Annotated in this window: 23 protein-coding genes; 10 read left to right on the top strand and 13 right to left on the bottom strand. The window is 43.5% G+C overall.

Features of this window, described 5'->3' with window-relative positions; all coding sequences use genetic code 11:
* Positions 1 to 197: 197 nt before the first annotated feature.
* The gene (locus AC5JP1_RS01620) at positions 198 to 1,352 is read right to left on the bottom strand and encodes an FAD-dependent oxidoreductase (protein ID WP_493842861.1); all 1,155 of its coding nucleotides are present in this window, start codon (positions 1,350 to 1,352) and stop codon (positions 198 to 200) included.
* Between the two features lie 562 nt (positions 1,353 to 1,914).
* Here AC5JP1_RS01620 and AC5JP1_RS01615 point away from each other — a divergent pair.
* The 6 genes from AC5JP1_RS01615 to AC5JP1_RS01590 all read left to right on the top strand — a co-directional run bounded on the left by AC5JP1_RS01615 (position 1,915) and on the right by AC5JP1_RS01590 (position 7,623).
* The gene (locus AC5JP1_RS01615; protein ID WP_493842860.1) at positions 1,915 to 2,871 is read left to right on the top strand and encodes an alpha/beta fold hydrolase; all 957 of its coding nucleotides are present in this window, start codon (positions 1,915 to 1,917) and stop codon (positions 2,869 to 2,871) included.
* A gap of 263 nt (positions 2,872 to 3,134) precedes the next feature.
* Complete coding sequence (gene dapD, locus AC5JP1_RS01610; protein ID WP_319050581.1) at positions 3,135 to 3,956, top strand: 2,3,4,5-tetrahydropyridine-2,6-dicarboxylate N-succinyltransferase; 822 nt, start codon at positions 3,135 to 3,137, stop codon at positions 3,954 to 3,956.
* A 235-nt stretch (positions 3,957 to 4,191) separates the two neighbouring features.
* Positions 4,192 to 4,923 (top strand): 7-carboxy-7-deazaguanine synthase QueE, encoded by a 732-nt coding sequence (queE, locus tag AC5JP1_RS01605; RefSeq protein WP_493842859.1) that lies wholly within the window; start codon positions 4,192 to 4,194, stop codon positions 4,921 to 4,923.
* Positions 4,924 to 4,992: 69 nt separating this feature from the next.
* Positions 4,993 to 6,093 carry a multidrug resistance efflux transporter family protein gene (locus tag AC5JP1_RS01600; RefSeq protein WP_493842858.1) on the top strand — a complete coding sequence of 367 codons (1,101 nt, stop codon included), beginning with the start codon at positions 4,993 to 4,995 and terminating at the stop codon, positions 6,091 to 6,093.
* A gap of 105 nt (positions 6,094 to 6,198) precedes the next feature.
* The gene (locus AC5JP1_RS01595) at positions 6,199 to 6,834 is read left to right on the top strand and encodes a trimeric intracellular cation channel family protein (RefSeq protein ID WP_319050584.1); all 636 of its coding nucleotides are present in this window, start codon (positions 6,199 to 6,201) and stop codon (positions 6,832 to 6,834) included.
* 123 nt (positions 6,835 to 6,957) lie between these two features.
* Positions 6,958 to 7,623, top strand: a complete 666-nt coding sequence (locus AC5JP1_RS01590) for a trimeric intracellular cation channel family protein (RefSeq protein ID WP_493842857.1) — start codon at positions 6,958 to 6,960, stop codon at positions 7,621 to 7,623.
* A 68-nt stretch (positions 7,624 to 7,691) separates the two neighbouring features.
* Here the strand turns inward: AC5JP1_RS01590 and recJ are convergent, their stop codons facing one another.
* Entirely contained in the window at positions 7,692 to 9,560 is a 1,869-nt protein-coding gene (gene recJ, locus AC5JP1_RS01585; protein ID WP_493842856.1) for a single-stranded-DNA-specific exonuclease RecJ, read from the bottom strand.
* A gap of 339 nt (positions 9,561 to 9,899) precedes the next feature.
* Between recJ and AC5JP1_RS01580 the strand changes: the two genes are divergently transcribed.
* Both AC5JP1_RS01580 and AC5JP1_RS01575 read left to right on the top strand, forming a co-directional pair.
* The gene (locus AC5JP1_RS01580; protein WP_319050587.1) at positions 9,900 to 10,415 is read left to right on the top strand and encodes a hypothetical protein; all 516 of its coding nucleotides are present in this window, start codon (positions 9,900 to 9,902) and stop codon (positions 10,413 to 10,415) included.
* Positions 10,416 to 10,584: 169 nt separating this feature from the next.
* Positions 10,585 to 10,974: a hypothetical protein gene (locus AC5JP1_RS01575; RefSeq protein WP_443526166.1), complete on the top strand. Its 390-nt coding sequence runs from the start codon at positions 10,585 to 10,587 to the stop codon at positions 10,972 to 10,974.
* Between the two features lie 90 nt (positions 10,975 to 11,064).
* Here the strand turns inward: AC5JP1_RS01575 and AC5JP1_RS01570 are convergent, their stop codons facing one another.
* From AC5JP1_RS01570 to uvrB, 3 genes are all read right to left on the bottom strand, one after another.
* Entirely contained in the window at positions 11,065 to 11,442 is a 378-nt protein-coding gene (locus tag AC5JP1_RS01570) for a hypothetical protein (RefSeq protein ID WP_319050589.1), read from the bottom strand.
* Between the two features lie 288 nt (positions 11,443 to 11,730).
* The gene (locus tag AC5JP1_RS01565; RefSeq protein WP_493842855.1) at positions 11,731 to 12,783 is read right to left on the bottom strand and encodes a pyridoxal phosphate-dependent aminotransferase; all 1,053 of its coding nucleotides are present in this window, start codon (positions 12,781 to 12,783) and stop codon (positions 11,731 to 11,733) included.
* 229 nt (positions 12,784 to 13,012) lie between these two features.
* Complete coding sequence (gene uvrB / locus AC5JP1_RS01560) at positions 13,013 to 15,124, bottom strand: excinuclease ABC subunit UvrB (RefSeq protein ID WP_319050591.1); 2,112 nt, start codon at positions 15,122 to 15,124, stop codon at positions 13,013 to 13,015.
* A gap of 444 nt (positions 15,125 to 15,568) precedes the next feature.
* Here uvrB and dps point away from each other — a divergent pair, with 444 nt between their 5' ends.
* Complete coding sequence (gene dps, locus AC5JP1_RS01555) at positions 15,569 to 16,051, top strand: DNA starvation/stationary phase protection protein Dps (RefSeq protein ID WP_493842854.1); 483 nt, start codon at positions 15,569 to 15,571, stop codon at positions 16,049 to 16,051.
* Positions 16,052 to 16,195: 144 nt separating this feature from the next.
* Here the strand turns inward: dps and AC5JP1_RS01550 are convergent, their stop codons facing one another.
* From AC5JP1_RS01550 to AC5JP1_RS01530, 5 genes are all read right to left on the bottom strand, one after another.
* Complete coding sequence (locus tag AC5JP1_RS01550; RefSeq protein ID WP_493842853.1) at positions 16,196 to 16,753, bottom strand: DUF2059 domain-containing protein; 558 nt, start codon at positions 16,751 to 16,753, stop codon at positions 16,196 to 16,198.
* A gap of 31 nt (positions 16,754 to 16,784) precedes the next feature.
* The gene (locus tag AC5JP1_RS01545) at positions 16,785 to 17,879 is read right to left on the bottom strand and encodes a cation diffusion facilitator family transporter (RefSeq protein WP_493842852.1); all 1,095 of its coding nucleotides are present in this window, start codon (positions 17,877 to 17,879) and stop codon (positions 16,785 to 16,787) included.
* Positions 17,880 to 18,063: 184 nt separating this feature from the next.
* Positions 18,064 to 18,615, bottom strand: coding sequence for an acyl-CoA thioesterase (locus AC5JP1_RS01540; protein WP_443526156.1), 552 nt, complete (start codon positions 18,613 to 18,615; stop codon positions 18,064 to 18,066).
* Positions 18,616 to 18,791: 176 nt separating this feature from the next.
* Positions 18,792 to 19,202 (bottom strand): DUF2177 family protein, encoded by a 411-nt coding sequence (locus tag AC5JP1_RS01535; protein ID WP_319050595.1) that lies wholly within the window; start codon positions 19,200 to 19,202, stop codon positions 18,792 to 18,794.
* A 29-nt stretch (positions 19,203 to 19,231) separates the two neighbouring features.
* Positions 19,232 to 20,119 carry a LysR family transcriptional regulator gene (locus tag AC5JP1_RS01530; protein ID WP_443526155.1) on the bottom strand — a complete coding sequence of 296 codons (888 nt, stop codon included), beginning with the start codon at positions 20,117 to 20,119 and terminating at the stop codon, positions 19,232 to 19,234.
* A gap of 108 nt (positions 20,120 to 20,227) precedes the next feature.
* Here AC5JP1_RS01530 and AC5JP1_RS01525 point away from each other — a divergent pair, with 108 nt between their 5' ends.
* Positions 20,228 to 21,400, top strand: coding sequence for an MFS transporter (locus AC5JP1_RS01525; protein ID WP_493842851.1), 1,173 nt, complete (start codon positions 20,228 to 20,230; stop codon positions 21,398 to 21,400).
* Between the two features lie 75 nt (positions 21,401 to 21,475).
* Here the strand turns inward: AC5JP1_RS01525 and AC5JP1_RS01520 are convergent, their stop codons facing one another.
* The 3 genes from AC5JP1_RS01520 to AC5JP1_RS01510 all read right to left on the bottom strand — a co-directional run bounded on the left by AC5JP1_RS01520 (position 21,476) and on the right by AC5JP1_RS01510 (position 25,843).
* Positions 21,476 to 22,930 carry a class I SAM-dependent methyltransferase gene (locus AC5JP1_RS01520; protein ID WP_493842850.1) on the bottom strand — a complete coding sequence of 485 codons (1,455 nt, stop codon included), beginning with the start codon at positions 22,928 to 22,930 and terminating at the stop codon, positions 21,476 to 21,478.
* Between the two features lie 129 nt (positions 22,931 to 23,059).
* Positions 23,060 to 24,079: a DUF1365 domain-containing protein gene (locus tag AC5JP1_RS01515; protein WP_493842849.1), complete on the bottom strand. Its 1,020-nt coding sequence runs from the start codon at positions 24,077 to 24,079 to the stop codon at positions 23,060 to 23,062.
* Between the two features lie 60 nt (positions 24,080 to 24,139).
* On the bottom strand, positions 24,140 to 25,843 hold the full coding sequence (locus AC5JP1_RS01510; RefSeq protein WP_493842848.1) for an NAD(P)/FAD-dependent oxidoreductase: 1,704 nt from the start codon (positions 25,841 to 25,843) through the stop codon (positions 24,140 to 24,142).
* Between the last annotated feature and the right edge of the window lie 46 nt (positions 25,844 to 25,889).

The following is a 25,889-nucleotide window of genomic DNA, read 5'->3' as shown; positions in this document are numbered from 1 at the left end:
CACAACTAAAAAATAATAGCGCAAAGTCAAAAAAGCTTTAGACAAATACAAGTTACTGCTTTCGCTTACTATTTTAGAAATAGCATCTTGTATACTTCCCCGTTACTTTACGGTTTACCTAACCAATCATACCTCATTGTGAATCAATATTGACAACCAATATTATGGATATTATCTTTTATTCCAAATGAGCATGACTACGAATAGGATTTTACAAAGCGTTTATCAATATACCGTTTGAGATACCATAGCCCGCGACCTTGTAAACTCCAGTCTCCCCAGCTGGCAATGGCGTATTTGTCACCGCAAGACAATAGATACAACGTGCGTGCTTTTGGTTGATACTCTTGCATAGACTCGCCTTTTAGATATGCAAATAGATTATCAGCTTCTACCGCACCGCCATGCACCGCATGGACACCTGAATGCGCTACCTCTTTATCTACGCGCGTGGCGACATCACCAACTGCAAACACATTGGGGTGAGAGATGCTTTGTTGCAGATTATTGACTGCGACAAAGCCTCTATCTACTGTCTGAAGATCCGTGTTAGTCGTCCATGCAGCACCCACTACGCCAGTTGCAGCGATCACAGCATTCATCGGCCACGAGTCATCTGTTGTCGATAGGTGGCCGTTACGATAGTCAATTGCTCGCTCATAAACTATTTTAATACCGTGGCGATGCAGCTGCTGAATAACGCGCTCTTGAAACCGTGTATTAAATCCTGATAACAGTTGCTTGCCGCACACCAAGATCACTTGATGGTTATTGTTGATATGCTGTAGCGCGACTTGAGCGGCCATAACCAACTCGGTCGCGGCAGCCCCTGCGCCAACGATAGCCAGCTGATAGTTATCAGACTGCTGAGCATCCGCCAATATCTGCTGCCAGTGTGTGATGAATGCTGACAATGGACGAATAGCAATCACGCCTGCTGACGACTCTAACCACCTAATATCCGTATCTGCACCCGTGTTGAGTGACAGCACATCATAGTCGAGCGCTAACGCCTTATCATCAGCTAACGTCTCGTCACCAGTCGACATATCATTACCATCAGTCACTACAGTATTTGATGCGGCATGGACCTGAGTAATTGCCTGCTGAATAAATCGTACACCCGCACGCGCGCACAGTGATTTTGTATCGATACTGATGTCATCAAGTTGGTAATGTCCTGCCATCCAACCAGGTAGCATCCCAGAGTATATGGTCTGCGTCTGCTCACTAACCAAACAAATATCAATATCGCTCGTGTCTAGAGATGCGTCACTAATTTGGCGCAGCATACCAATATGAGCGTGACCCGCCCCTGCTAATAAGAGTTTCTTTATCGGTGAAGGTTTCATAGGCAACTTATCAAGGCTGACGGTGTGTTTAAGGGGTGTCTTAATAGACAACTTTAGGGCATCTGATTATTAGATATTTTCTAAAAGTAACATATAATTGAGAGTCTTCTGTTACGGGCAGACAGTAAGAGCGTAAACGGCTTAAAAAGCTCAAAGTCTTTTAACAATATTGACCACACTCAGCTTTGTCGTTAAATTGTCCATGGCATTTGTCCGGCTAACCATGAATTTTGTAAGCATACTGTTCGGAATAATAAAAGAAGGTAAAATTATTTACCTACGCTGATGACAAAACACTTAGTATAGTGAGTCGTAATAGAAGCCACGTGATAGAGTGATTTTTTAGAATGCTATTTTTCAAGTTTTCAAGTAGCTATTTTTGAGACATTATTTTGGAGCATTATTTTAAGATTTTTTCTTTAAAACATAGCTCTTTAAGATCTAACTCTTTGTGACCCTGCTTTGTAAGATACTGCTCTGTGAGATATTGCCCAATGCATTGTCACTCTCAAAACATATCAACAAAAAATACAGACAATCAAAACCCGTCAAGGAACCTTATATGAGTACCCCTCTCGATACCAATAATGACCATATTCTCTCATCCGATAACACCCATTATTTACATCATGACTTCTTTGAACCTCGTGACAAAGGTATCGATATTCGCGCAACGTTACTGATCGTGCATGGAATGGCAGAACATGGTGGTCGTTATGCAGATTTTGCGCAGTTTTTGGCGGACAATGGGATTGCTGTAGCGACTTATGATCACTTGGGTCATGGGCAAACTATCAAAACCGACGCGGATTTAGGTTTTTTTGGTGAAGAACATCCCGTGCAGTCTCTATTAAAAGACGTGATTGTGATGGCAGACAACCTAAAAGTCCGCCACCCCGATGTGCCGCATTTTGTTATGGGTCATTCTATGGGCTCTTTTATCGTGCGCAACGTGCTCAAACATCACGCACATAACTTTACTGGGGCGATACTAATGGGCTCGGCAGACGCCAACCCACTGACCAAAGTTTTGCTTCCTATCAATAAGATATTAGCAAAAATAGCACCAAGACAGCCCAATACAGTGCTGGCAAATACCATGAATAAGATACTCAATAGCCAACTGAAAGATCGTACTGCATCATCGAAGTTTGCGTGGTTGAGTGAAAACACGGCTAACATTGAGGCCTATGAAGCCGACCCAAAAACAGGTTTTGACTTTACTAATAATGGCTTTATGACCCTATTTACCCTAATGGATACAGGACTAAATAAAGGCTGGGCAACCACCATCGCCAAGAATTTTCCAATGCTGTTTATTAGCGGTGAGGATGACCCTATTGGTAATATGGGACGCGGTATCCGCAAAGTTGTTGGCCGATTACACAAGCAAAAATTCAATCGTGTTGATATTCAGCTGTATCCCACTATGCGCCATGAAGTGCTACACGAAACAGACCACCAGACTGTTTATCAAGATATTTTAGCGTGGATAGACAACACCACGCCAGATGCTTAACAGTGGTAGCTGATTCTTTTTTACAGCATGTTTCAGGGATTTTATCGTCCGTACTTTCATCACGAGACACTGAACTTATTTGCTAAACGCTGCCAAATTAGCGACAATACGGCAAGTAAGTTTTTGACCCAGTGAATCCTATAAATAAGCCACACCTCAAAATCAATTATATTGTGAGGTATGGCCTATTTGAGATCGGGTCAAACCCGTTATATCACTATAATACTGAGTTACCTCCCCTTTCACTTATCTTAGGAATTTTTATGTCGTTACAACAAACTATCGAACAGGCTTTTGAAAATCGCAATGAGTATAGCCCAAGCACTATGCCACAAGACGTACGTGATGCTATCAGTCAAGTGCTTGAGCAGTTAGATAACGGTAGCCTACGCGTCGCAGAAAAGAAAGATGGCGAATGGGTCGTCAACCAATGGGCAAAAAAAGCCGTACTACTATCATTCCGCATGAACGACAACTATGTCCAGGCAGCAGGCGAGCATGTGCAGTTTTATGACAAAGTACCAACTAAGTTTGCTGACTGGACTGAAGCACAGTTCAAAGAAGCAGGCGTACGTGTGGTACCGCCAGCAGTTGCCCGTAAAGGCTCATATATCGCAGCAGGTGCAGTATTGATGCCATCATACGTCAACATTGGTGCCTATGTTGATCAAGGCGCTATGGTTGATACCTGGGCAACCGTTGGTTCATGTGCCCAAATCGGTAAAAACGTCCATCTATCAGGTGGCGTTGGTATCGGCGGCGTATTAGAGCCATTACAAGCCAACCCTACTATCATCGAAGACAACTGCTTCATCGGTGCACGCTCTGAGATCGTTGAAGGCGTGATCGTCGAAGAAGGCGCTGTTATCTCTATGGGTGTCTACATCGGTCAATCTACACGCATCTATGATCGCGAAACTGGTGAGATTCATCGTGGCCGTGTACCAGCAGGTTCTGTTGTCGTACCGGGTAGCTTGCCTTCAGAAGACGGCACGCACAGCTTGTACGCTGCAATCATCGTAAAAAAAGTCGATGCACAAACTCGTGCAAAAACATCAGTAAATGAGCTATTACGTTTAGCCTAGTATTTTTCATACTTATATTCTCGTACCCGAACGGTACAGACAGTAATAAATCTTCTTTATCAAAGACGCTGAAGCAAACTTCAGCGTCTTTTTTGCACCTTAATAGATACTGTTGCGTTATAATCCATTTTTTGGCTTTGTCCAAACAAAATCATCTATAACAAAACCTGCCTTTTTTACTACGATTGACAACGGCTTAATCGCTTTGTCAGCCTTTAACTGTATTTGACATATTATGAGTGAATCACTATTACGCAACGCCGCTATTCCTGTTACTGATCCTGAAGCCGGACTGCGTCTGACCGAGATTTTTTATTCTTTACAAGGTGAAGCAATAACATCAGGCTTACCGACGATATTTGTCCGTCTCACAGGCTGTCCGCTGCGCTGCATTTATTGTGATACTGAATATGCTTTTACTGGTGGCGAACGTCAGTCTTTAGAGACGATTGTAGAAACCATCAAAAGCTATCCATGTAAGCGCATCTGCCTGACAGGCGGTGAACCATTAGCGCAGCCGAATGCTATCGAGCTGATGAAACGCTTGCTGAGCGATGGTTACGAGATATCTCTTGAGACAGCAGGTGCCCTCACCGTAGAGAATGTGCCGCCAGCAGTTAGTAAAGTCATGGATCTCAAAACGCCTAGCTCAGGCGAAGTCGACAAAAACCTATGGTCAAACCTCGACTACCTCACCGAACATGACCAAATCAAATTTGTCATCATGAATCGTAAAGATTACGACTGGGCCAAAGAAAAATTAATAGAGCATAAGCTAGATGAGCTGGTCGGAACCGTTTGGTTTTCGCCAATGTTCAACGTTGCAGATGATATTGATGAGCAGCTTAGCCCTGAAGTACCTGTATTGGCACGGGAGCTTGCTGAGTGGATGTTGGCAGATGCCCTGCCTGTGCGCTTTCAGTTGCAACTACACAAGATTATCTGGGCGGACGCCAAAGGCAAATAGCATAACCACAGATGACATATCGTCTGCCTAAAACCAGATACAAACCGCAAGCATTTTCAAGGAGGAAATATGATAAGACTGATCTTACTGGGGCTACTATCAGGTGCGTTTTTTAGCTCAACGTTTGTGTTAAATGAGCTGATGAGCGCGGCTGGTGGGCATTGGTTTTGGTCAGCGAGCTTGCGCTACGTATTTATGTTGCTGCTACTGACGGCAATGATTGCTGTTCAGCACGGTATGGGACGCATCAAAGAGCTTTGGACGATTTTCTGTCAGCATATAGGCTTTTGGTGCATCACTGGCAGTATTGGTTTTGGTTTGTTTTATACCGGTATTTGCTATGCAGGTGATCATGCTAGCGGCTGGGTTGTCGCGGCAACCTTTATGTTTACGGTCGTCACCAGCTTGCTCGTCTTATTGGCATTTGGGCAACGCTTTGACAAAAAATTCATCGTCTATGCGCTGATTGTCTTCGTTGGCGTCGTGCTGGTCAATATCAGTGAGGGTCTACACGCGCCTGCTGATACCAATGCTATTCCACTGACCCAAATGCTGCTATATGGTGCACTACCGGCGCTAATCGCTGCATTTAGCTACCCTATTGGTAATCAGTTGGTCTGGCAGGCCTCTTATAATGCCAAGCAGCATAAAATTAAAGAACAAGACAGCCAGCAACAGGCGCAGCCAATGCGTGCTGAGACCGCATTATTAGCCAGTGCTCGTGATACCGCTGATACCCATAGTACTCAGCATGACACTACCGGTAGCTCCACCCTTCAGACTCTAATCGGACGCATCCCTGTTATCGATACAGACTTACTGCAGAACGCCTTTAACAAAGTATGGTTAATGACCGTAGGGAGTTTGCCATTTTGGCTTGTGTTAGGCATTATAGTCCGCCCTGAGTTGCCAGGCGGCGCGCAGGTATTCAATACGCTACTGGTTGCTTTACTATCAGGCGTGGCTGCGACCAGCCTGTTCTTATATGCACGTGAGCAAGCGGTGACCTCAAGCGAGGTAGCGGGCGTCGACTCGACTCAGGCAAGTGAAATTATCTTTGCTTTGATCGGTGGTATGATCCTGCTGGGCAACCCACTCCCATCAATCTTAGGATTGGTCGGTATTGTGCTGATTATTATCGGACTGATACTGTTTGCAAAAGATGGCTAAATGATGATCTAACAGCAAAATAGCTTTAGTTTAGGTCATCATCGTCATACCCGCTTTAACAACACATTTAATTATTTTTGATGATCAAGATTTGGCAATATAACCATGGTTAATGATTTAATTTTTCCCGATATTCTATTATATTTATTAGATATGGTAGGTATCATCGCTTGTGCGATTGCAGGAACGCTACTCGCGCAGCACAAAGGCTTTGATATTGCTGGTTGCATATTGGTTTCTATGGTCAATGCCATCGGCGGTGGAACCCTACGTGACATGGCACTAGACCGTCATCCCCTATTTTGGATGACTGATCTCAATTATGTGATCGTGATTACTGTAACGTCTCTTATCCTGCAGATATTTTTCCATCTCTACCACAAGATCGACAATGCACTTAAGCTTTTTGATGCTATTGGTCTAGCGGCATTTAGTGTTATTGGCTTTAAGGTTGCATTGACACAAGATATGTCCCCGATTATTGCGATAATGATGGGCGTTTGGACGGCCATTATTGGCGGAATGCTACGTGATATCATCTGTAATGAGATACCCCTCGTACTACAACGTGAAATTTATATCACTGCCAGTATCGCAGGATCTGTGACTTATTTATGTCTACAGTACTTGGGCGTAAGTGCTAGTATTAATGAGTTTATTATGCTCTTTGTGATTTTTGCCGTGCGTATGCTAGCACTTAGATATGACTGGCATCTGCCCTCTATTCGTTTGGTTGCTTAGTTATTAGCTGCTTAGTTGCTAATTACTTAGTTGCTAGCTACTGCATTTGCGATGGCAGGCTTATGGTAGTTTATTGACTAAGACAGTCCCAATGACGATCATTGAAAATAGTGAGAATGACTTATGTTGGCTATCGCACTGGATCCTGCCGTCCTAATCACTACTTTTGATCCGCGCTCTTTGATATATTTTTTTGATATGATCGGCATTGTCGCCTGTAGTGTTTCAGGAACGATTCTGGCGAAGCACAAAAACTTTGACGTCTTTGGTTGCTTGCTGGTATCAATTGTCACCGCTATTGGCGGCGGCACGGTACGTGATGTGATTTTGGACCGTCATCCGCTATTTTGGATGGTAGATATGAGCTATCTGACGCTCATTACTATCTCGTCACTGGTGATGCAGATCTTTTTTCACCCGAACTCAAGGCGCGTCGACAAGTTCCTCAAGCTATCCGATACCATCGGTTTATCTGCATTCACATTGATAGGTATCAAGGTCGCTGATAGCATGGGCGCCAATGTACCGGTAGCACTATTATTGGGTGTGATTACCATTATTGTTGGCGGCATTATCCGCGATATGATCTGCAACGAGATTCCACTGGTACTACAGCAAGAGATTTATATTACTGCCGCATTAACTGGTGGTATTCTCTACTTTGCGCTCAGAAACCTAGGCGTGACAGACTGGATCGTTGATATCTCTACCATGTGTACGATATTTACTTTACGTATGCTGGCTATCCGCTATGACTGGCAGTTTCCGACACTCGAATGGAAATACTAATCCAAAATCAAAAGATGGCAACTGGTATGAGTACACTCAAGCTTGATGGCACTCACACTATTTTAGCCTTAGCCCTGTTCTACTACCGCTAGATCTTTTATCATCAGCTGTAGGCTTTGCTTGCCATTCCATTCATTAATATCTAACTGAAACAGCAAATGTACTTTTTTGGCACGGTAATCCCAAGCATCACTGTCAAAATTAAAGCAAATCGCATCAATTGGATACTGAACGTCTGGATAGCGTAGCGATAGCTTCAGATGCTTGTCTTTTAATATTTTAAAGCTGAGCACTTCAAAGACACCATCAAACAGTGGCGGTGCAAACCCATGACCCCAAATACTGGCATCTGCGAGATGTTCAGCAAACCATAGACTAAAGTCACTCGCCTGCAAAGACCCATCAGTGAATTTTTGCTCTGCAAACACGTCGTCGTTCATTTGAGCCATTACTTCATTGAATGCGGTAACAAATGCTTCAAAGTTACGGCGTTTGAGGGTCAAGCCTGCTGCCATCGCGTGACCACCAAAATGGCTGATCAAATCCGGATATCGCTCGGCGACTTGTTCAATCGCATCACGAATATGGATGCCGGGGATAGACCGTGCCGAGCCTTTGATGGCACTGTCTGCATCCGTATGCTCAGTATCTGCTGGCGCAAAAACGATACTAGGTAGATAGTGGCTTTCTTTCAATCGACCAGCGACAATGCCAATGACACCTTGATGCCAGTCATCTTGATACAGAACGATACTACGAGCACTTGTTTTACTCGTCAGATCAGAGGTGACATCTGACCTGACTGTATCATCATGACTCTCATTCTGGTTATCGCCTATATGCTCATCAGTATTAACATGAGTCTCAATATTGACACCGCTATCATGAATATTATCAGTGGTTAATGCCTGCACAATACTATCTGCTTGTGCCCGCATCTCGCCTTCTACATGACGACGTGTACGATTCAGCTGTTCAAGCTCTTGCGCCAAACGCTGCGCAGTACTCCAATCTTCAGTTAATAAGCACTCAATCCCAATACGCATGTTATCCATACGTCCAGCAGCATTGATACGTGGTCCTAACACAAAACCAAAATCCTGTGCCTGAAGCTGTTTCGGGTCACGGCCTGCTTGCTCAAGTAATGCCAATATACCCATACAGCAGCGACCTTGACGAATAGCAGACAATCCATGATGTACCAAGATACGGTTATTCTTATCGAGTACGCCAACATCTGCAATGGTTCCAAGCGCAACTAAGTCCAGATACTGACTGACCTGTACTGTAGACTTGCCCGCTTGGCGGCGCAGCTTTGCCAGTCGTCCAAGGACATAAAATGCTACGCCAACCCCTACCAGTGCTTTACTAGTAAAGTCGCAAGCAAGTTGATTAGGGTTTACGACGGCCTCAGCAGGTGGTGTCTCTTTAGTCGTGAGATGATGGTCAGTGATAATCACCGTAATACCATCAGCTTGGGCGCGCGCCACGCCTTCATGGCTAGAAATACCGTTATCGACTGTCACTATCAGATCTGGACGATAAGTCTCAATCCCTAGCTCAACAATCTCTGGCGTGAGTCCATAACCATACTTAAATCGATCTGGCACTAAAAAATCAACAACCGCATCCATCGCAGTCAGCGCACGCATCATCAGTGCGGTACTGGTTGCGCCATCGCAGTCAAAATCCCCAACAATAAGGATTCGCTTACGCTCATCGATAGCAGTATCTAATAGATGGACAGCGTCAGTAACACCGTGCAGCATATCAGCTGGCAACAGACCAGACAAAGCTGTCTCAAGCTCATCAGGCTCCATGATACCTCGCCCTGCATACAGTCGGGCAAGTGTGAAAGATTGGGCGGCAAGTGGTTGCAACGCAGTGGGTAGCTCGTCGATGCGAGTACCAGTATAACGGGAGGTTAAATTTAGCATGAACGTATTCTACTGGCTTTAGAGCGTGCTCACAACGACAATTTATAATGCCTCTGTATACTATTCATGGTTGCATATGCTTATCAAAATATTAGCTTCGCAAACACTTTAGATAGGTGATTGATTTGTATTTTCATCATCAAGTAAAGGCTGACATGTATAGGCACAGGCAGTCCTGTATTTACAAAAAGGGTGCATAGTGACCGTACTTTTCTGCATTTTGCTACAAAGCAATGATTGTATGCCGCTGATAAATACATAGAATAGTAAACAACTGAGAGACTTGCTATTTATTGAAATTTTAATTATCAATATTTTAACCATTTATAAGGACACTTTATGAAAACCACCCCAGCTGCTGAAAAACTACCGAATACAATCGATCCTAGCTTGGATCTTGATCAAGTCAAAAAAGAATGCCTAGGCATGGTAAAAAAGCGCGCCAGAGTATCTGCAGGTGTTGCTGTTATTCCTGTACCGTTTTTTGATGTGGCGGTCGATGCTGGTATGTTGACGCAATTGATTCCTGAAATCAGTGAGCGCTTTGGTTTGATTGAAGATCGTCAGTCAGCCATCAATTTAGAGTCACGTGAAGTGCATTGGAGTGCTGTTAAAGACCGTACGGTAGACTTTGCTGGTCTGATGGCGACACGTGGTATCGTCAAAAAGACAATCCAAGGCTTCGGTGGTCGCATCGCTGCAAAACAGGTTACTAAGTTTATCCCATTGGGCGGTCAATTGGTTGCTGCTACTATGGGCTATACCATCTTTAAGAAGATCGCTACTGACCATATCAATGAATGCTACAAGCTAGCAAAAGACATTCAGCAAAAAGAGCACGGCAAAAACGTCTAATATCAGCCATATTTTGCAAAAAGCCAGCTGAGAGACATTCTCTTAGATGGCTTTTTTATGCGTTATCTAGTTGAAAGCTGACCCCAGCCATTGGTTCATGATGTCATTGCGATGTTTTACTGATAATATGTAGCTTTAGAGACTACCCAACACCTTAAAGGATTAATTCATGAAAAAACTTTTGGCTTCAACAGTCATGCTAGCCACTTTTGCGCTAGCTGGATGTACCACAACAGGTGCTACAAATAACGGTACAGGTACAGCAATCGGCACCGCAAACGAGATTGGTATGAATGTCTTTAGAGCTGCGATCGACAACCAATGCCGTAGCCAAATTGAAAAACAAACCGCTTGGCGTGTTGCAAGCGTCGCCATGACAGAAGCACAGCAAGAATCGGTCAAAACCAACGTTTGTGGTTGTGTCAGCGAGCAAGCACCGCAGCAAGTCACCATTGTTGAGTTGGGCAATGCCGCTATTGACTCTCAGTATCGTACTCAGTTGGTAGCGCAAGTAGTCGCAAAATCACTACAGAGCTGCTATGCAAGTTTTGTTCAGTAGAATATATAAGCATTAAAGAATAGCAAAAAAAAGGGGTGCATTATAAGTAATGCACCCCTTTTTTTGCTACTCAGCTCTATACTACGTAGCCTAGAACTTGTTTTCGTCCACTGGATTTTGCGATATAGCAGCGGTAAAAGGAAGCACTTGGCTACGACGGAAGTACTTAGAAGAGCTATCAATAATTTTATCTACTTCCTTGATCAAATCATCGATTACGTCATCATAAATACCATGATACAGCTCTTTCTCAAATGCTGTAAATGGGTGCTTACGCGATGCCGAACCTACTTCTGTTACCCCTTCTTTACTATAAAAAATATCTACGCGGCCGTCACTATTTAGTACACAGTTCAATCGACCCCCTTCGAGCTCCATCTCTACTCGCTCAGGCATAAAAATATAATCATCCACGTTGATGAGCTTTTTTTCTACTTCTCTTTTGAAAAACGACTTGATATCAAACATAGTACAGTACATCCCTAACTTTATAATTATCAGATACGTGAGCATGCCCATTTGTATATTATTTATACGACGTTTATATATGTGCTTATCGGGTCACACCTTACTGAACCATCCTATAAGATAGAAAAAAGTTATTTAAGGTACAATATGTAAAACTGCGTTTGATGTTGGTAAAAACCCGCGGTCAATTTTAGTGTCGGAACATAAATAAAGGTATATAAAGTAGAAAATGAAATTGCTCAGTGGCAACTTCCCTACTGCATTATCAAACTACCTTAACGAATCCAACTAAACCCAGCCTTTATCACGAAATGATTTGAGCACTTTTACAAATACTGCCATCTCATCAGGTCTGCCAAGCGTTAGCCGATTAAATCCAGTGATTGGCGCAAACTCCCGACCGACTGCGATACCATGATCTCGCATTCTATCGATGTAGGTTTGTACGTCTCCTTTTATCTCATGAAATATAAAGCTGGCTTGCGATGGCAGGTAGCGTAAGCCCAGCTCATCTAACGTCTGCTCAACTAACTTACGCGATTGGTTGGCCGTATGTAGACTCAATGACAAGAACGCATCATCATCGAGAGTCGCTAACGCAGCTACAGCGCCTGACAAGTTGGTATTATCAATCGAGATAAACGCCTCTAGTTTGGCTATCATTTGCGGGCTAGCCACTGCATAGCCGATACGCATGCCAGCGAGCGCACATAGTTTTGAGAAAGTACGCACAACAACCAGATTATCCGATTGCTGCTGGCTGAGCCAGCCAATACCACTCTCAAAGCTAGAGTCTATCACATACTCCGAATAAGCTTCGTCTAATAAAAAATAGTGATCGGCTGGCGCAGACCCTACCCAATTTTTTAATACTGCAGTATCGGTAATAGTCGCTGTTGGGTTATTTGGATTGCATAAATAAAATAAGCTAATACCGTCAAAGTCGTCAGCGACTTTTTGCATGTTTTGTAAGTCGAAATCGTAGTTTTCAGGGGTCAAAGGCACTTTTACCACGGGTATATCAATGGAAGTTGCATATAGCTCAGCATAGGCAAAAGTTGGATGCGGCACGATGACTTGAAAGTTTTTACCTTCTATTAAGGACTTATTTTTTAGCATTTGGACAACGGTACGGATGTTCTCACTAGAGCCGCTGCCTAGTGAGATCTGGTTCTCTGCTACGCCGTTTATCTCAGCGACTTTGGTGATCAGTGCTGCACGCTGATCGTCTGGATAACGAAAGCCGATATCTAAAGAGTCGATAACAGCTTTTTTGGCAGCCGCTGACATACCCAGTGAGTTTTCATTGGAGTTAAGTTCTATCAAATGGTTAATAAGCACAGTGAATAATACGCCTAGTTTATGACCATTCCAAAAATTCAGTCTTGGATGACAAGCTTATCTATAAAGCCTGGTACAAGTTTTGGAATGCGATGTGGATAGTAAGAATGGTGCGCATATGGTAAGTGTCATTAAAACGTATTACAAGCGCCCTACTATTGAAAAAGCCATAAAAAAGGTGAGGTACTCAATAAGCACGTCACCTTTTTTTATTTATCAAACCAAACTATCAGATTAAATGTGCTTTTAACTCAAGCACTTTATCACGTGTTTTTGCTGCTTCTTCAAACTTCAAATCGCGCGACATTTGCTGCATCTGTTTCTCTAGACGTTTTATTTCTTTAGCAAGCAAATCAGGACTACGTAATATATTGATGTCGACATCTGGTAGGTTACTCTTAACAGGGATAGCCTGATTATCATTGGCATCCAAGCTTTCACCCGTATCAATCTTATCAGTAATACTGCGGCGAGCGCCTTTTGGCGTGATGTTATGCTCGACATTAAAGGCAATCTGCTTATCACGACGACGATCCGTCTCGTCTATCGCTTTTTGCATACTTGGCGTAATACGATCAGCATAAAGAATGGCTTTACCATTTAAATGACGTGCGGCACGACCAATCGTCTGAATAAGTGAACGCTCAGAACGCAAAAAACCTTCCTTATCAGCATCAAATATCGCCACTAGCGACACCTCAGGCATATCTAAGCCTTCACGTAATAGGTTGATACCGACCAACACATCATGTACGCCTGTGCGTAGCTCATGAATGATCTGCATACGTTCGACCGTATCAATATCTGAATGTAGATAAGCGACTTTTACATCGTACTCTTTAAGATAGCTGGTCAAATCCTCTGACATGCGTTTGGTCAATGTGGTAATCAAGACACGCTCGTCTTTTTCTCGGCGTTTAGTAATTTCTGATAGCACATCATCAACCTGCGTCAATACGGGACGTATTTCAATCTCAGGATCGATCAGACCAGTTGGACGGACGACCTGCTCTACTACTTGCTCACTGTGTTCAAGCTCATACAATGCTGGCGTCGCACTGACGTAAATCGTCTTAGGCTTGATACGCTCCCACTCTTCAAACTTCATCGGGCGGTTATTCATTGCACTTGGCAATCTAAAACCATAATTGACCAAGTTTTCTTTACGTGATCTATCGCCTTTATACATCGCCCCAATCTGAGAGACCGTGACATGTGATTCATCAAGGAACAATAACGCATCCTCTGGAATATAATCAAACAATGTCGGAGGCGCCTCTCCTGATGGGCGACCAGAGAGATGCTGTGAGTAGTTTTCGATACCATTGCAGTAGCCCAGCTGCTGAATCATCTCAAGATCATACTGAGTACGTTCTTTGAGACGCTGTGCTTCAATCAGCTTGTTGTTATCACGGAAGTATTCTAGCCGTGGCTCTAGTTCCTCGCGGATGGTATGACTTGCTGCCTCTAGTTTATTGCGCGGAGTCACATAGTGCGATTTTGGATAAATCGTAATACGTGGCACGCTGCGTACTGTTTTCCCTGTTAAAGGATCAAACCACGTAATCTTCTCGACTTCGTTGTCAAATAAATGCACACGTACGGCTAGCTGCTCAGACTCAGCAGGATAAATGTCAAGCAGCTCACCACGTAGTCGATACGTACCACGGCCAAAATCTAACTCGTTACGTGTGTACTGCATTTCTACCAAACGCTTGATAGTCGCCGTACGGTCTATGTTGTCGCCCACCACAACATGCAATAACATTTTTAGATAGCTCTCTGGGTCACCCAAACCGTAGATACAAGATACCGAGGCCACAATAATGGCATCACGGCGCTCTAAAAGTGCACGCGTAGCAGACAGACGCATCTGATCAATATGATCATTGATGGCACTGTCTTTTTCGATAAAAGTATCACTGGCAGCAACATAGGCTTCTGGCTGATAATAGTCGTAATAACTAACAAAGTACTCGACAGCATTGTTAGGGAAAAACGATTTAAACTCACCATATAGCTGAGCGGCCAGTGTTTTGTTGTGCGCCATGATAATGGTCGGACGCTGCGTCTCAGAGATAACCTTTGCCATGGTATAAGTCTTACCAGAGCCTGTTACACCTAACAATAGCTGCTCATCCATATCAGAGTTGATACCATTGACCAGTTTTTTTATCGCTTGCGGCTGATCGCCTGCCGGCTCAAAATCGGTAACCATCTCAAAAGCACGACTCGATATTTGCGTCCCTGACGCATTGACACCAGTGATTTCAGCTTCACCTTGGAGCTGTGTGGCCAACTGGTTTAACTGACGCGATGAACGCGGTTCAGGCATTCGCATAATTGATTTCTTCTTATTAACGTTTATAACAATATGGGGTTCAAACGGCGGATTTTAAAGGACAATAACGCCGCTTATCTAAGGCTTACAAAGATTATTTCTAAATGAAGCGCAAGTATATAAAAGCGCTATTTGCTATATGTATAGCTTCAATAGTAGCGAATAAATATTGCATCGTTATAAAAAACGCACACAGCCTCTGATAAATTTACAAAGATTTTCACGGTTAACAAACCCTTTACACGACCACCTAACAAAGCCTAACACTGAGGGGTTCCATCATCAGTTTAAGCTGTTATTATCGATCATGAATTAACAAGCAAGTAGATGGCACTCGATCAAATAACGAAATTAATTTATCAAGTGTCATCAAACAAGAACTAATAAAAATAGATTGGATATTTAATTCAATATAATAATTTTAAACAAATAACGGAGTACAATATGAGAGAACGTTACGCAAGTGGAATTTCGGACGAGACTGCAAAGAAAATGATTGATTTGCTAAACGCAAACCTAGCAAATGTTATTGATTTAACTCTGGATGGCAAGCAGTGCCATTGGAACCTACAAGGTACTGGGTTTATCGGTGTGCATCAGTTATTAGATGAAACATCAGATCGTATTCTTGAAGTGTCAGACACGATTGCTGAGCGCATTGTTATCCTAGGTGGTCAGCCGAATGGTCTAGCTAGTCGTGTGGCAAAAGAGTCTATCTTGGATGATTATCCAACTGATATTACTGAAGTAGATCAACACGTTCGTGAGCTAACTAGTCGTTATAAAAAAGTAGCAGAGACCTTAAGAGAAGCAATCGCTACTGCTGGTGATGCAGGTGATGAAGATACTGCTGATTTGTTTACCGAAGCAAGTCGTATTGTTGATAAAGATGCATGGTTCATCGGTGCCAACGCGCCAAAGAAATAATAATTTCATTGTTTTTTGATGATTTTAGATAGATATTTTAGATTTAGAAAGGCCACCAATATTGGTGGCCTTTTTTGTGCTTTTGGTATTTTTCAACGACTAATTTATTGTATGTACAATCTTTTAATCTCATAATGACTCGAACTACTTTTCAAGCTGGAGAGCTTTAATCTCTGCTACCATTTTCGGTACAGTGCTTTTCACTTTTTTCATAGTGGACTCCATAGCAATAGGCATCACTTTTTCCATATAATCGTTGAGCATAGCAGGTTGTTTGTCGATGATGCTTTGACCTATTTCACTACTATAGAAGGCTATCTGAGCGTCAACTTCTCTTTGGTCAAAGTGTTGTTTCGCTGTCTGCATATAGACGTTGATAATCTGCTTATTCATATCTCCTATTTGGCTACTATTTGTCATTTCTTTACTGTATTTACTAACAATCTCATCGAAACGTTGGCGTTTTTCTTGGCTTATGTTATCACTAGATATCGAAGATAGTATTGACTGCGTGACCTGTTCTGCCATACCACTGCTATTAGAAATATCGTTCGCTCGCTCTACGACCTTAGTCACTTGTGCTAACCGTAGTAAAGAACTATCCGTTGGCACAGCGGCTTGTGTGGATAGCGTAGGCATGAGTATCAGTCCCACGGCACTCAATGACATAGAAAATATGGTATTTCTTGAAAAAGCTTTCATATGATTATCACTTGATTGTTGTGGATTAAGTTTATAATGAAATATCTGATAAAGTCAAAAGATCAGCATTTGGCACCGATAGTGTCAAAATAGCTTCCTGAAATATAGGATTGGCTCGAAATAGGTTCTCAACCTCTTCGAATTTCTGTGCAATCTGCTCTTCTTTTTGGTTACCTTTGATATCTACAGCCGCAACCATAAACATTTTTTTGGGACCGACCCACTCTAGGTGTAGATATGACACACTATCGATATCTGGATGATTGAGTAGTTCGCCCAAGACATACTCATGCATGTGTTCAGCAACTCGATGTCCTACCAAAAAGTCTCGGTTACGACTGATCAAAAAGATAGCGACCGCTCCCAGTAGCAAACCTACAATGATAGAGCCTAGCGCATCCCAATAAGGCTCTCCTGTATAAGCATGCATACCCATCGCGGCAGCCGCAATCACCAAGCCAACAACAGCTGCCAAATCTTCAAAAAACACTCCGCGCAGCGTTGGGTTAGAGGTATCTACTACATAGCCAATCGCGCTAACATCTAACGCTTCGCCATGTTTCTTACTTTGTCTATAGGCCTGAATCAGTGAGAACCCTTCAAGCACAAATGCTACTGCTAGCACAATAAAAGCGACCGTATAATTGGTCTCAGACTCCGTAGCATTCCACTCTTTGATACCAGTATAGATAGAGACAATTGAACCTGCGGTAAATACACCAAACGCAGCAATCATCGACCAAACATAGGATTCTTTGCCATAGCCTAATGGATGGCTCTTATCTGCAGGTTTTATAGACTTTTTTTCTGCCACAATGAGTAATGTGCCGTTACCAGCATCTGCCCACGAATGAGCGGCTTCTGCAATCATCGAGGCAGAGCCTGTCATAAAAGCAGCAACTGATTTTGCAATTGCGATAATAAGATTGGCACCAACCGCAATCAATACCGTAACGAGTGAACCTGAATGCTCATCATTGATTTCAGAATAGTTGTTGGTATTAGAGTTTAGGCTGGTATCATCTGATACTTTTGGATGACTGGCACCGCGAGCACGAGAGGGCTGTGCTTTAGGAGAGGATGATAGATGACGCTGGGGATTAGCGATAGATGGTTTTAGGCTCATGCTGGACTCACTAAAGAAAAGGTTGATACTGAACGTATTTACTATAGATGAATAAATTGGAATACACATCAGCTTAAAGTAAGCGCGCTACACTATTAGTGTCTTTTTAGTGAGTCGTTACACAGGGTAATGATGGCTGAATATTCAGAATTGAAAAGCTATTCGTTCTGTTTAGTTTCTTGTTTTATTTAGCCTCATTATCATGCTTATCGAATTTTTGGCTTATGCTCTCAAAGTCGCAGCTTGGGCGATGTGAGCTTTCCATACGTTGCTGTTTGCGCTCTTTTGCTGCATCAGCTCGGCACTGCTGCATTTCGTTTTTTATATCGAGTGGCGGCGCAGGGGTTGGTTTACCATTATCATCGATAGCCACCATCGTAAAGTAACAACTGTTGGTATGGCGCACTGTACGAGCACGTACGTCTTCTGCCTCAACGCGAATACCTACTTCCATCGAAGTGTTACCTACATAGTTGACACTCGCTGCAAAAGTAACCAACTCACCCACATAAATAGGCTCACGGAACATCACTTGATCGACAGACAGTGTCACTACATAGTTCCCGCTATAGCGACTGGCACAGGCGTAAGCAACCTGATCAAGCATCTTGAGCAAGTCACCACCGTGTACATTACCGATGAAGTTTGCCATATCAGGCGTCATCAATATCGACATATACAACTCGTGGTTTAGCGGGGCTTTTTTGGCAGTTGAGCTGGTATTGTATTGTGGCATAATATTCCTTAATGGGTTTGACATTTATTATGCCTACCATTTATACAGTAGGTCAGCCTATAGCACAAACAGCCCTCTGTCAGTAAACAGTCTAGGTTATGTAAATCACCGCTCTACAAGTAAAGCGATATGTCAGTACTATATATACGACATCATAGAGAGCAAGACGATATACCTTAGCTCAACCAATGAAAACGATAAGCAAGCCAAGCAACAATCGCACTGACGGAACCTGTCAAAACACCGCCCCACACAAAATCAACCAGCGCCGTATCTAATGTAAAACCTTTATAAAGTGCCAAGTTGGTAAAGTCATAGGTGCCATAAGCCATCAAACCAATCAAACCACCAAGTAAGAAGATATGACCAACTGATGCGCCTGCTTTGATTTGTGGATATAAAACCAATATACAAAGTGCCAGTATATAGAACATATAGAACACACCAGCAGCCATCATATTTGGCTCATCAGCCAAAAGATGACCAATACGCGACTCATAAAAGGCGCCTTTCATGGTCGTCAACCAAACAGCGTCAACACCCAAGAAAATAACCACAGCGGCAAGGTAGATAAAAACGTAGCCCATAATGATATCCCTTATCAAATGAATAAAAACTATAATGTCAGCCGCGGCTGAATAAAATCTAGAAATGCTAAAATACGCGACGATACAGCACTGTTTCTATAATAAACGGCCTGTATCGATTCGCGATTGTTCGGTCTGTCTACCGCCTCAGGCAGTACCTCAATCAGTCGCCCAGACTCTATGTCTTTGCCAATCATAAAATGAGACAACAGCGCGATGCCTTGATGCGCCAAGCATAGCTGCCGCAGGGTCTCGCCACTACTCGCGGTCATATGAAAACTAAGATCCACGGACGACGTCAATGGCCAACTCGCAAGCTTTGATGCGTCATTAAAACTGATCAATTTGTGATGGATCAAGTCTGCGACATCAGTGACTTGGTTATGGCGATATAAATATTCAGGACTGGCTACCAGACGCAGTTTACTTCTGCCTAGCATACGCGCGTGCAAGTTTGAGTCTTTTAAGTCACCGATTCTAATCGCAAGGTCAGTTTTGTACTCAAGTAAATCGATAATATTGTCATGCGATGTCAAATCAAGCGTAATATGCGGATACTGCTGCACAAACTCACCTACCAATGGCGTGAGTTGATGCAAAACAAACGGACTGGCTGCATCAATTCGTAAGTGTCCACTTGGCGCTTGCTTTAACAACTTAATCGCCTCTTCACCAGTATGCAGAGTATTTAAACTCTCACGCGCATATCGGATAAAGACAAGCCCTTCCTCTGTCAACTCTAAACGTCGCGTCGTTCTATTTAGCAGTGTGCATTGCAGCGTACCTTCGAGTCTGGACACAGCACGAGATACTTTAGCGACCTGCTGATTTAACAAGTTAGCAGCGCCAGTAAAACTGCCCGTATCCACTACCGTCAAAAATATCTCTATATCTTCTGTTCTAGCATGTCCTGTCATTACTGCTACCTTTACGAAACTGACAAAAGTATTTTGTCATTTGTGCTGTTTTTTGCAAACTATAAGTACGTCAAACTACGCACATCATTTAATGCTTAGGATGTCGTTATGCCACTCGCTTTATGGGCGCTCACGCTGAGCGCATTTGCAATCGGGACAACCGAATTTGTCATTGTTGGGTTAGTACCAACTATCGCAGCTGATCTGGGCGTCAGCTTGCCTTCTGCAGGGCTACTGGTCAGCTTATACGCGGTGGGCGTCGCTATTGGCGCGCCCATACTTACTGCACTCACTGGTCGCTGGAATCGCAAAATAGTGCTCATGAGCCTCATGGGTTTATTTGTCATCGGCAACTTGCTGGCTTGGCAAGCGCCCAGTTACGAGACTCTGATACTTGCACGTATATTAACCGGTCTGGCTCACGGCGTGTTTTTCTCCATTGGCTCTATGATCGCCACCAGTTTAGTGAGTAAAGAAAAAGAGGCCAGTGCAATTGCCATTATGTTTACCGGGCTCACTGTTGCGCTAGTCACTGGTGTACCACTCGGCACATGGATCGGTCAGCATTTTGGCTGGCGTGCCACGTTTTTGGTCGTCTCGGTACTGGGCGTTATCGCTTTGATTGGCAGCGCTTTACTGGTACCCAAAAACCTTAAACAATCCATTCCTGCAACATTTAAAGAACAACTGCAAGTCATCGTAAAACCACAATTGCTGCTGGTATACCTGATGACTATTCTTGGCTATGGTGGTACGTTTACAGCGTTTACTTACCTTGCCCCTATTTTGGAACAGCAGACCAAATTTGCACCCTCTGCTGTTGCCCTCATCATGCTAGTATACGGTGTATCCGTTGCCGTCGGCAATATTTGGGGCGGCAAACTTGCCGACAAACGTGGTCCTATTAGTGCGCTTAGTATAATATTTAGCGCACTTAGCATTGTCTTATTGCTGTTTACCTTTACGATGCAGTCAAAAGTTGCAGCGGTGCTGACTATCTTAGTATGGGGTGCTTTTGCCTTTGGAAACGTGCCTGGTCTACAGATCTACGTCGTCAAACAAGCCGAAAAATACACACCAAATGCTGTCGATGTCGCTTCTGGTCTCAACATTGCTGCATTCAATATCGGTATCGCGCTCGGCTCTATTATCGGCGGCAGCGTGGTTGAAAACTTGAGCTTGCAAGATACCGCTTGGATCGGTGCTGTTATCTCTTTGATGGCATTAGCAGTGACACGCTATTCGGGCGCCATTGATAGACGGTCTGCACTAGCTTCCTAAGTCTGTCAGCATATCGGTCTCATACTCTACTGGTAGTATGAGACCGCACAAGCTCAACAGCTAAATCTTATATACTTATACCGAGACTGTGTCTGTCACACCTGCATCGTTAAATGTTCCTTCATTATCTGAGACCGTTTTGTCGTCCAAAACAGCAGCTGGCAAATCAGAAAAATGCAAGGTATCGATATTGTTTGGTTTTACTGCAGTGACCTGCACCACACCAATGGTGCGCTCCAAAAACCCACCTTCGCAGTAGCAGAAGTAAAACTCCCACAAACGTATAAAGGCATCATCATAGCCAAGCGCTTGGATCTCTGTACGCTGTGCCAAAAACGCAGCACGCCAATCACGTAATGTATAAGCGTAGTCAAAGCCATAGTCGTGTAGTTGCTTGATGACCATGTCCGTCTGCTCAGTGAACTGAGTGGTCAGCTCTTGGTTAGAGAGCAGGCAGCCACCTGGAAAGATATGCGTCTGGATAAAATCGACCGAACCGATGTAATCTTGGTAGTTTTGATCATTGAAAGTGATCGCTTGTAGTACCATAAGACCCGTTGGTTTAAGTAGGCTGTCACACTTAGCGAAAAACGTTGGCAAGTACTCATGCCCTACCGCTTCAATCATCTCAATACTGACCAGCTTGTCATATTGTCCCGTAAGCTCGCGGTAGTCTTGCTTGAGTAGCGTGATCTTATCTGACAGACCTGCTGCCGTGACGCGCCGCTGTGCCTCATCGTACTGAGCATCCGAGATGGTCGTGGTCGTCACATGACAGCCATAATGTTTGGCTGCATAGATAGCAAACCCACCCCAACCTGTGCCAATTTCAATCACATTGTCATCAGCGCTGAGCTGTAAACGCTGGCATATGAGCGATAGCTTATGCTGCTGAGCGTCACTAAGTGTCATGTCAGGCGTGGGATATACCGCCGATGAGTACATCATCGTGTCATCCAAGAATCGCTGATACATGTCATTGCCCAAATCATAATGCGCTAAAATATTAGACTTAGAACCCGATTTATCATTGCTACGTAGCTGATGCTTGGCTTTTTCGAACGCCTTACTAATACCTGCAAAACGGTTTTCTAGCTTGTTGAGCACGGCTAAGTTGCGAGCCGCCAAGCGAATCAAACCTGTCAAATCATCCGTATCCCATTCGCCATTTATATAGCTGTCCGCAAGCGCGATTGAGCCGCCTAACAATAGCTGACGATATACGGCGCTATCATGAATTTTCAAGGTGACATGCAACGGATGGCGACCCACTGCCGAGCTGCTTGCTGCATTGGACTCGACTTTGCCAAAACTGCTCGTCTTTGATTCGGGCTCAGCAAATGTTTCAATTAAAGTAAGACTGCCAAACTGAATATGCTGCAGTGCACGAAATATAAGTTTTCGAGCGACATTGTTTACGCCATCGCTTACTGGCTGTAGCACAGCGCTTTCATTGACGACTTTGCTCATGCGAGCGCTTAATTTCTCTAGTGTTGTGACTGGTGCTCTGTCGGTCGGTCGTGCTGACATCGTATGGTTGTCCTTGTCTAAGTGCTTTGTATTTTGGAATTGAGTATATAAAGGGTATGGCTACGTTTTAGGTTGCTGCATCTTAAGATTTTGACTTTTAAGGTTATGGAGCGCTAATTCTCTAATCGCTCAAGATTTTTTATGATGCGTACTTTTCTGCTGGCTGTCAGCTAGTTTTTCGTCATAATTGACGTAAGGTACTTTTTTGATCGCATATAGCTTAAAAGCGTGCCAATAGATACGTACTAAAGACGTGGTATTCATCAATGGATTTTTGCGCAAGCTATTACGCACAGAACGATCTGTCATCGGTACGCCCGATATTTTTATACCTGTTTTTAGGACTTCGCCGCGCTCATCACTGATATTGATCGCGATACGAACCTGTAATCCAGTAGTTGATTGCTCATCTGCCATATCTGTACTGCTACGCTTAACTGTGACCTGCCAGCGATATAACTGATCGATAGGGTTAAAAGGTGACACGTGGAAGTTTTTATCATGACAGAACTCGGTGTCCTCCCCTTCTAACAAAAACCCATAGTAGTGACGCTTATCCCACGGCGTATTGGAAACTTCAGCCAGCAAATGCGTCGGTGTCTGCTGCTCGTCAAACCCTAAATAGAAATTGACTGGGCTAAAATACATACCTGCATTGCGGCAAACGAGTAATCCCAACATATCCCCTGTAGGTGTACTGCCTGCATGCTTCAAAAATGCTTGGCTTAAACGCTGCTCTAATGCTTGATCAGGCTGAATATTGTTATCTACCTTTTTATCGTCACTTAGGCTATTAGAATGTTGCAAATAGTCTTCAGGGCAGAACCGTTGTAGCGCCTTTGATTTTGCAGAAAACAAAGGCAGTCCTTTTACCAGTAATTGCTTTGGCAATATCGTACTCAAAGGTGATGTTCTGATAGTCTTATGATCGCTGAAGGCTGCTGTACTGATCTCAGGCAGCGCGTGACCTGCTGCCAGCGCGCTAATATTGACTCCCCAATAGCGATACGGATAAACAAACTTATTGATACTGGGTAGCAAGCGACTGTGCCATGTCGTACCCTCAAATAACTGATGCGGCACTATAGGACGCTTACGAGTTAGATCATGCGCGGGCATAGCATTAGCAGATTGAATGGGTGTGGCCATAGACAGTCTCATTTTTAACGTCATATTTTTATAACATACATTCTTTAAAATATCGTGATATTACTTGGCTTTACGGCGACCAAATAAACCACGTTTTTTAGGTTGGTTGCTATTTCCCGTCTCACTCTGTAGAAGTGCAGCATATTCAACCAGCTCTTGATTGGTGGTCGCAGTCATCACCTGACGCTTATCTAACTTACGCTGTTTTGTGTCAGCCTTTACTGGCAGGTCTTTATAGCGAAACGGCGTATGTGCACTCGTAGCGTCAGGCAAATGTGCTGGATCAACCTCATCTTTGATATCGATATCATGACCGAGCGCCTGACAGACACGTAGACCACTGCGTACGCCATCTTCGTGGAAACCATTGAACCAATAGGCACCGCAAAAATGAGTGTGCAAGCCGGCACCAGATATACTTGCCCACTTGGTTTGCGCATCAACCATTGTGAGATCAAATACCGGATGACTATAATCAATACTTTTAATGATTTGTTTGTCATCTATATCATGGTTAAGCGTAACCAAATAATTGTGCTTTTTGGTTAGACGTTGCAAGATATTCATATGGTAGGTCAGCACGGGCTTTGCAGGTGTTTTCGTATTTACGTCAGTTTGTTTATCACCTGTTTTAGTACCTGAAATACTCTCATCTATCAGGTAATTCCAACTTGCCCATGCCAATGGCTTCTTAGGTAAAATACTGGTATCGGTATGTAGTACAGCGGTGTTTTTGGTAAAGCGGAAATGACTCAGCACCTCTGATTCATTAGTGCTGGCATCTTTTAAAATACCCAGTGCCGTATCTGCATGACAGGCAAAGATAACTTCGTCAAATACAAGGTGTTCGGTATCGCTATCATCACCTTTGTTCTGGACAGTCAATAACACTTGCTCACCATCACGCGCCACAGATTGGACTGGGCTATTTACTCGCACTTTACCGCCCGACTTGATAAAACGTGGAATCAACTTATTGACGTATTGTTTTGAACCACCTTTGATCGTAAACCACTGTGGACGATTGACCACATCGAGTAGACCATGATTGTCAAAGAACTGCGCAAAAAACACCAGCGGGAAATCTTGCACTTCATCCAAGCTGGTCGACCAAATAGCAGAAACCATCGGTAGCAGATAGTTATCAGTGAACAGCTGACCGTAGCTTTCTTGTGCTAGGTAACCGCCAAGGGTTTGCGTGGTAAAACCGCTAACAGCCTCTCCTTGTACGCGTGCATTATCATAGTCTTGACGCAACTGCTTGATATGCTTATTGAACTGTAAGATATCTTTTATAAATTGCCAAAACTTTGGATTAAGTACGTTTTTGCGCTGTGACAATAAGGTATTTAACGTATGACCGTTGTATTCAAATCGACGCGCCGTGTTTTTTACCGAAAAGCTCATGTCCGTCGATTGAAACGGTACTTGTAGCTCGTGAAGTAAACGAAAGAAATTCGGATAGGTACGCTCATTAAAAACAATGAAACCGGTGTCTATTGCACTACTCTCTTCATTACCGCTCTTTGCCTTTTTGCCATCCTGTAGTGCCACATCAATGGTGTTTACATGCCCACCGATATAATCGTTGGCTTCAAAAACGGTCACCTCATGCTGCATACCCAAATAATGCGCACAAGTCAATCCTGATACCCCTGAGCCAATGATGGCAATACGTTTTTGCACTGGCTGACCACTTGATTTTTTTATGTTGCTGTTATCAGTCTTTTGGCTGGTTGCACGCTTGGCGCGAATAAACGGCATAAAGGCATTCCCTATTATATTTTTACTATGTTAGTGAGTCATATAT

Source organism: Psychrobacter sp. H29 (assembly GCF_059073055.1).
Note: the sequence above shows the minus strand (reverse complement) of the source record. Positions and strands in the feature narration are given on the sequence as shown.

Excerpts from the sequence above, each read along its gene's own strand:
- AC5JP1_RS01525 (WP_493842851.1), top strand. The coding sequence starts at position 20,228 with ATGCCACTCGCTTTATGGGCGCTCACGCTGAGCGCATTTGCAATCGGG.
- AC5JP1_RS01620 (WP_493842861.1), bottom strand. The coding sequence starts at position 1,352 with ATGAAACCTTCACCGATAAAGAAACTCTTATTAGCAGGGGCGGGTCAC.
- AC5JP1_RS01570 (WP_319050589.1), bottom strand. The coding sequence starts at position 11,442 with ATGTTTGATATCAAGTCGTTTTTCAAAAGAGAAGTAGAAAAAAAGCTC.
- AC5JP1_RS01580 (WP_319050587.1), top strand. The coding sequence starts at position 9,900 with ATGAAAACCACCCCAGCTGCTGAAAAACTACCGAATACAATCGATCCT.
- AC5JP1_RS01530 (WP_443526155.1), bottom strand. The coding sequence starts at position 20,119 with ATGACAGGACATGCTAGAACAGAAGATATAGAGATATTTTTGACGGTA.
- AC5JP1_RS01550 (WP_493842853.1), bottom strand. The coding sequence starts at position 16,753 with ATGAAAGCTTTTTCAAGAAATACCATATTTTCTATGTCATTGAGTGCC.
- AC5JP1_RS01575 (WP_443526166.1), top strand. The coding sequence starts at position 10,585 with ATGAAAAAACTTTTGGCTTCAACAGTCATGCTAGCCACTTTTGCGCTA.
- AC5JP1_RS01510 (WP_493842848.1), bottom strand. The coding sequence starts at position 25,843 with ATGCCGTTTATTCGCGCCAAGCGTGCAACCAGCCAAAAGACTGATAAC.
- queE (WP_493842859.1), top strand. The coding sequence starts at position 4,192 with ATGAGTGAATCACTATTACGCAACGCCGCTATTCCTGTTACTGATCCT.
- AC5JP1_RS01535 (WP_319050595.1), bottom strand. The coding sequence starts at position 19,202 with ATGGGCTACGTTTTTATCTACCTTGCCGCTGTGGTTATTTTCTTGGGT.
- AC5JP1_RS01600 (WP_493842858.1), top strand. The coding sequence starts at position 4,993 with ATGATAAGACTGATCTTACTGGGGCTACTATCAGGTGCGTTTTTTAGC.
- uvrB (WP_319050591.1), bottom strand. The coding sequence starts at position 15,124 with ATGCGAATGCCTGAACCGCGTTCATCGCGTCAGTTAAACCAGTTGGCC.
- AC5JP1_RS01545 (WP_493842852.1), bottom strand. The coding sequence starts at position 17,879 with ATGAGCCTAAAACCATCTATCGCTAATCCCCAGCGTCATCTATCATCC.
- AC5JP1_RS01615 (WP_493842860.1), top strand. The coding sequence starts at position 1,915 with ATGAGTACCCCTCTCGATACCAATAATGACCATATTCTCTCATCCGAT.
- dps (WP_493842854.1), top strand. The coding sequence starts at position 15,569 with ATGAGAGAACGTTACGCAAGTGGAATTTCGGACGAGACTGCAAAGAAA.
- dapD (WP_319050581.1), top strand. The coding sequence starts at position 3,135 with ATGTCGTTACAACAAACTATCGAACAGGCTTTTGAAAATCGCAATGAG.
- AC5JP1_RS01595 (WP_319050584.1), top strand. The coding sequence starts at position 6,199 with ATGGTTAATGATTTAATTTTTCCCGATATTCTATTATATTTATTAGAT.
- AC5JP1_RS01515 (WP_493842849.1), bottom strand. The coding sequence starts at position 24,079 with ATGGCCACACCCATTCAATCTGCTAATGCTATGCCCGCGCATGATCTA.
- AC5JP1_RS01520 (WP_493842850.1), bottom strand. The coding sequence starts at position 22,930 with ATGTCAGCACGACCGACCGACAGAGCACCAGTCACAACACTAGAGAAA.
- AC5JP1_RS01590 (WP_493842857.1), top strand. The coding sequence starts at position 6,958 with ATGTTGGCTATCGCACTGGATCCTGCCGTCCTAATCACTACTTTTGAT.
- AC5JP1_RS01540 (WP_443526156.1), bottom strand. The coding sequence starts at position 18,615 with ATGCCACAATACAATACCAGCTCAACTGCCAAAAAAGCCCCGCTAAAC.
- recJ (WP_493842856.1), bottom strand. The coding sequence starts at position 9,560 with ATGCTAAATTTAACCTCCCGTTATACTGGTACTCGCATCGACGAGCTA.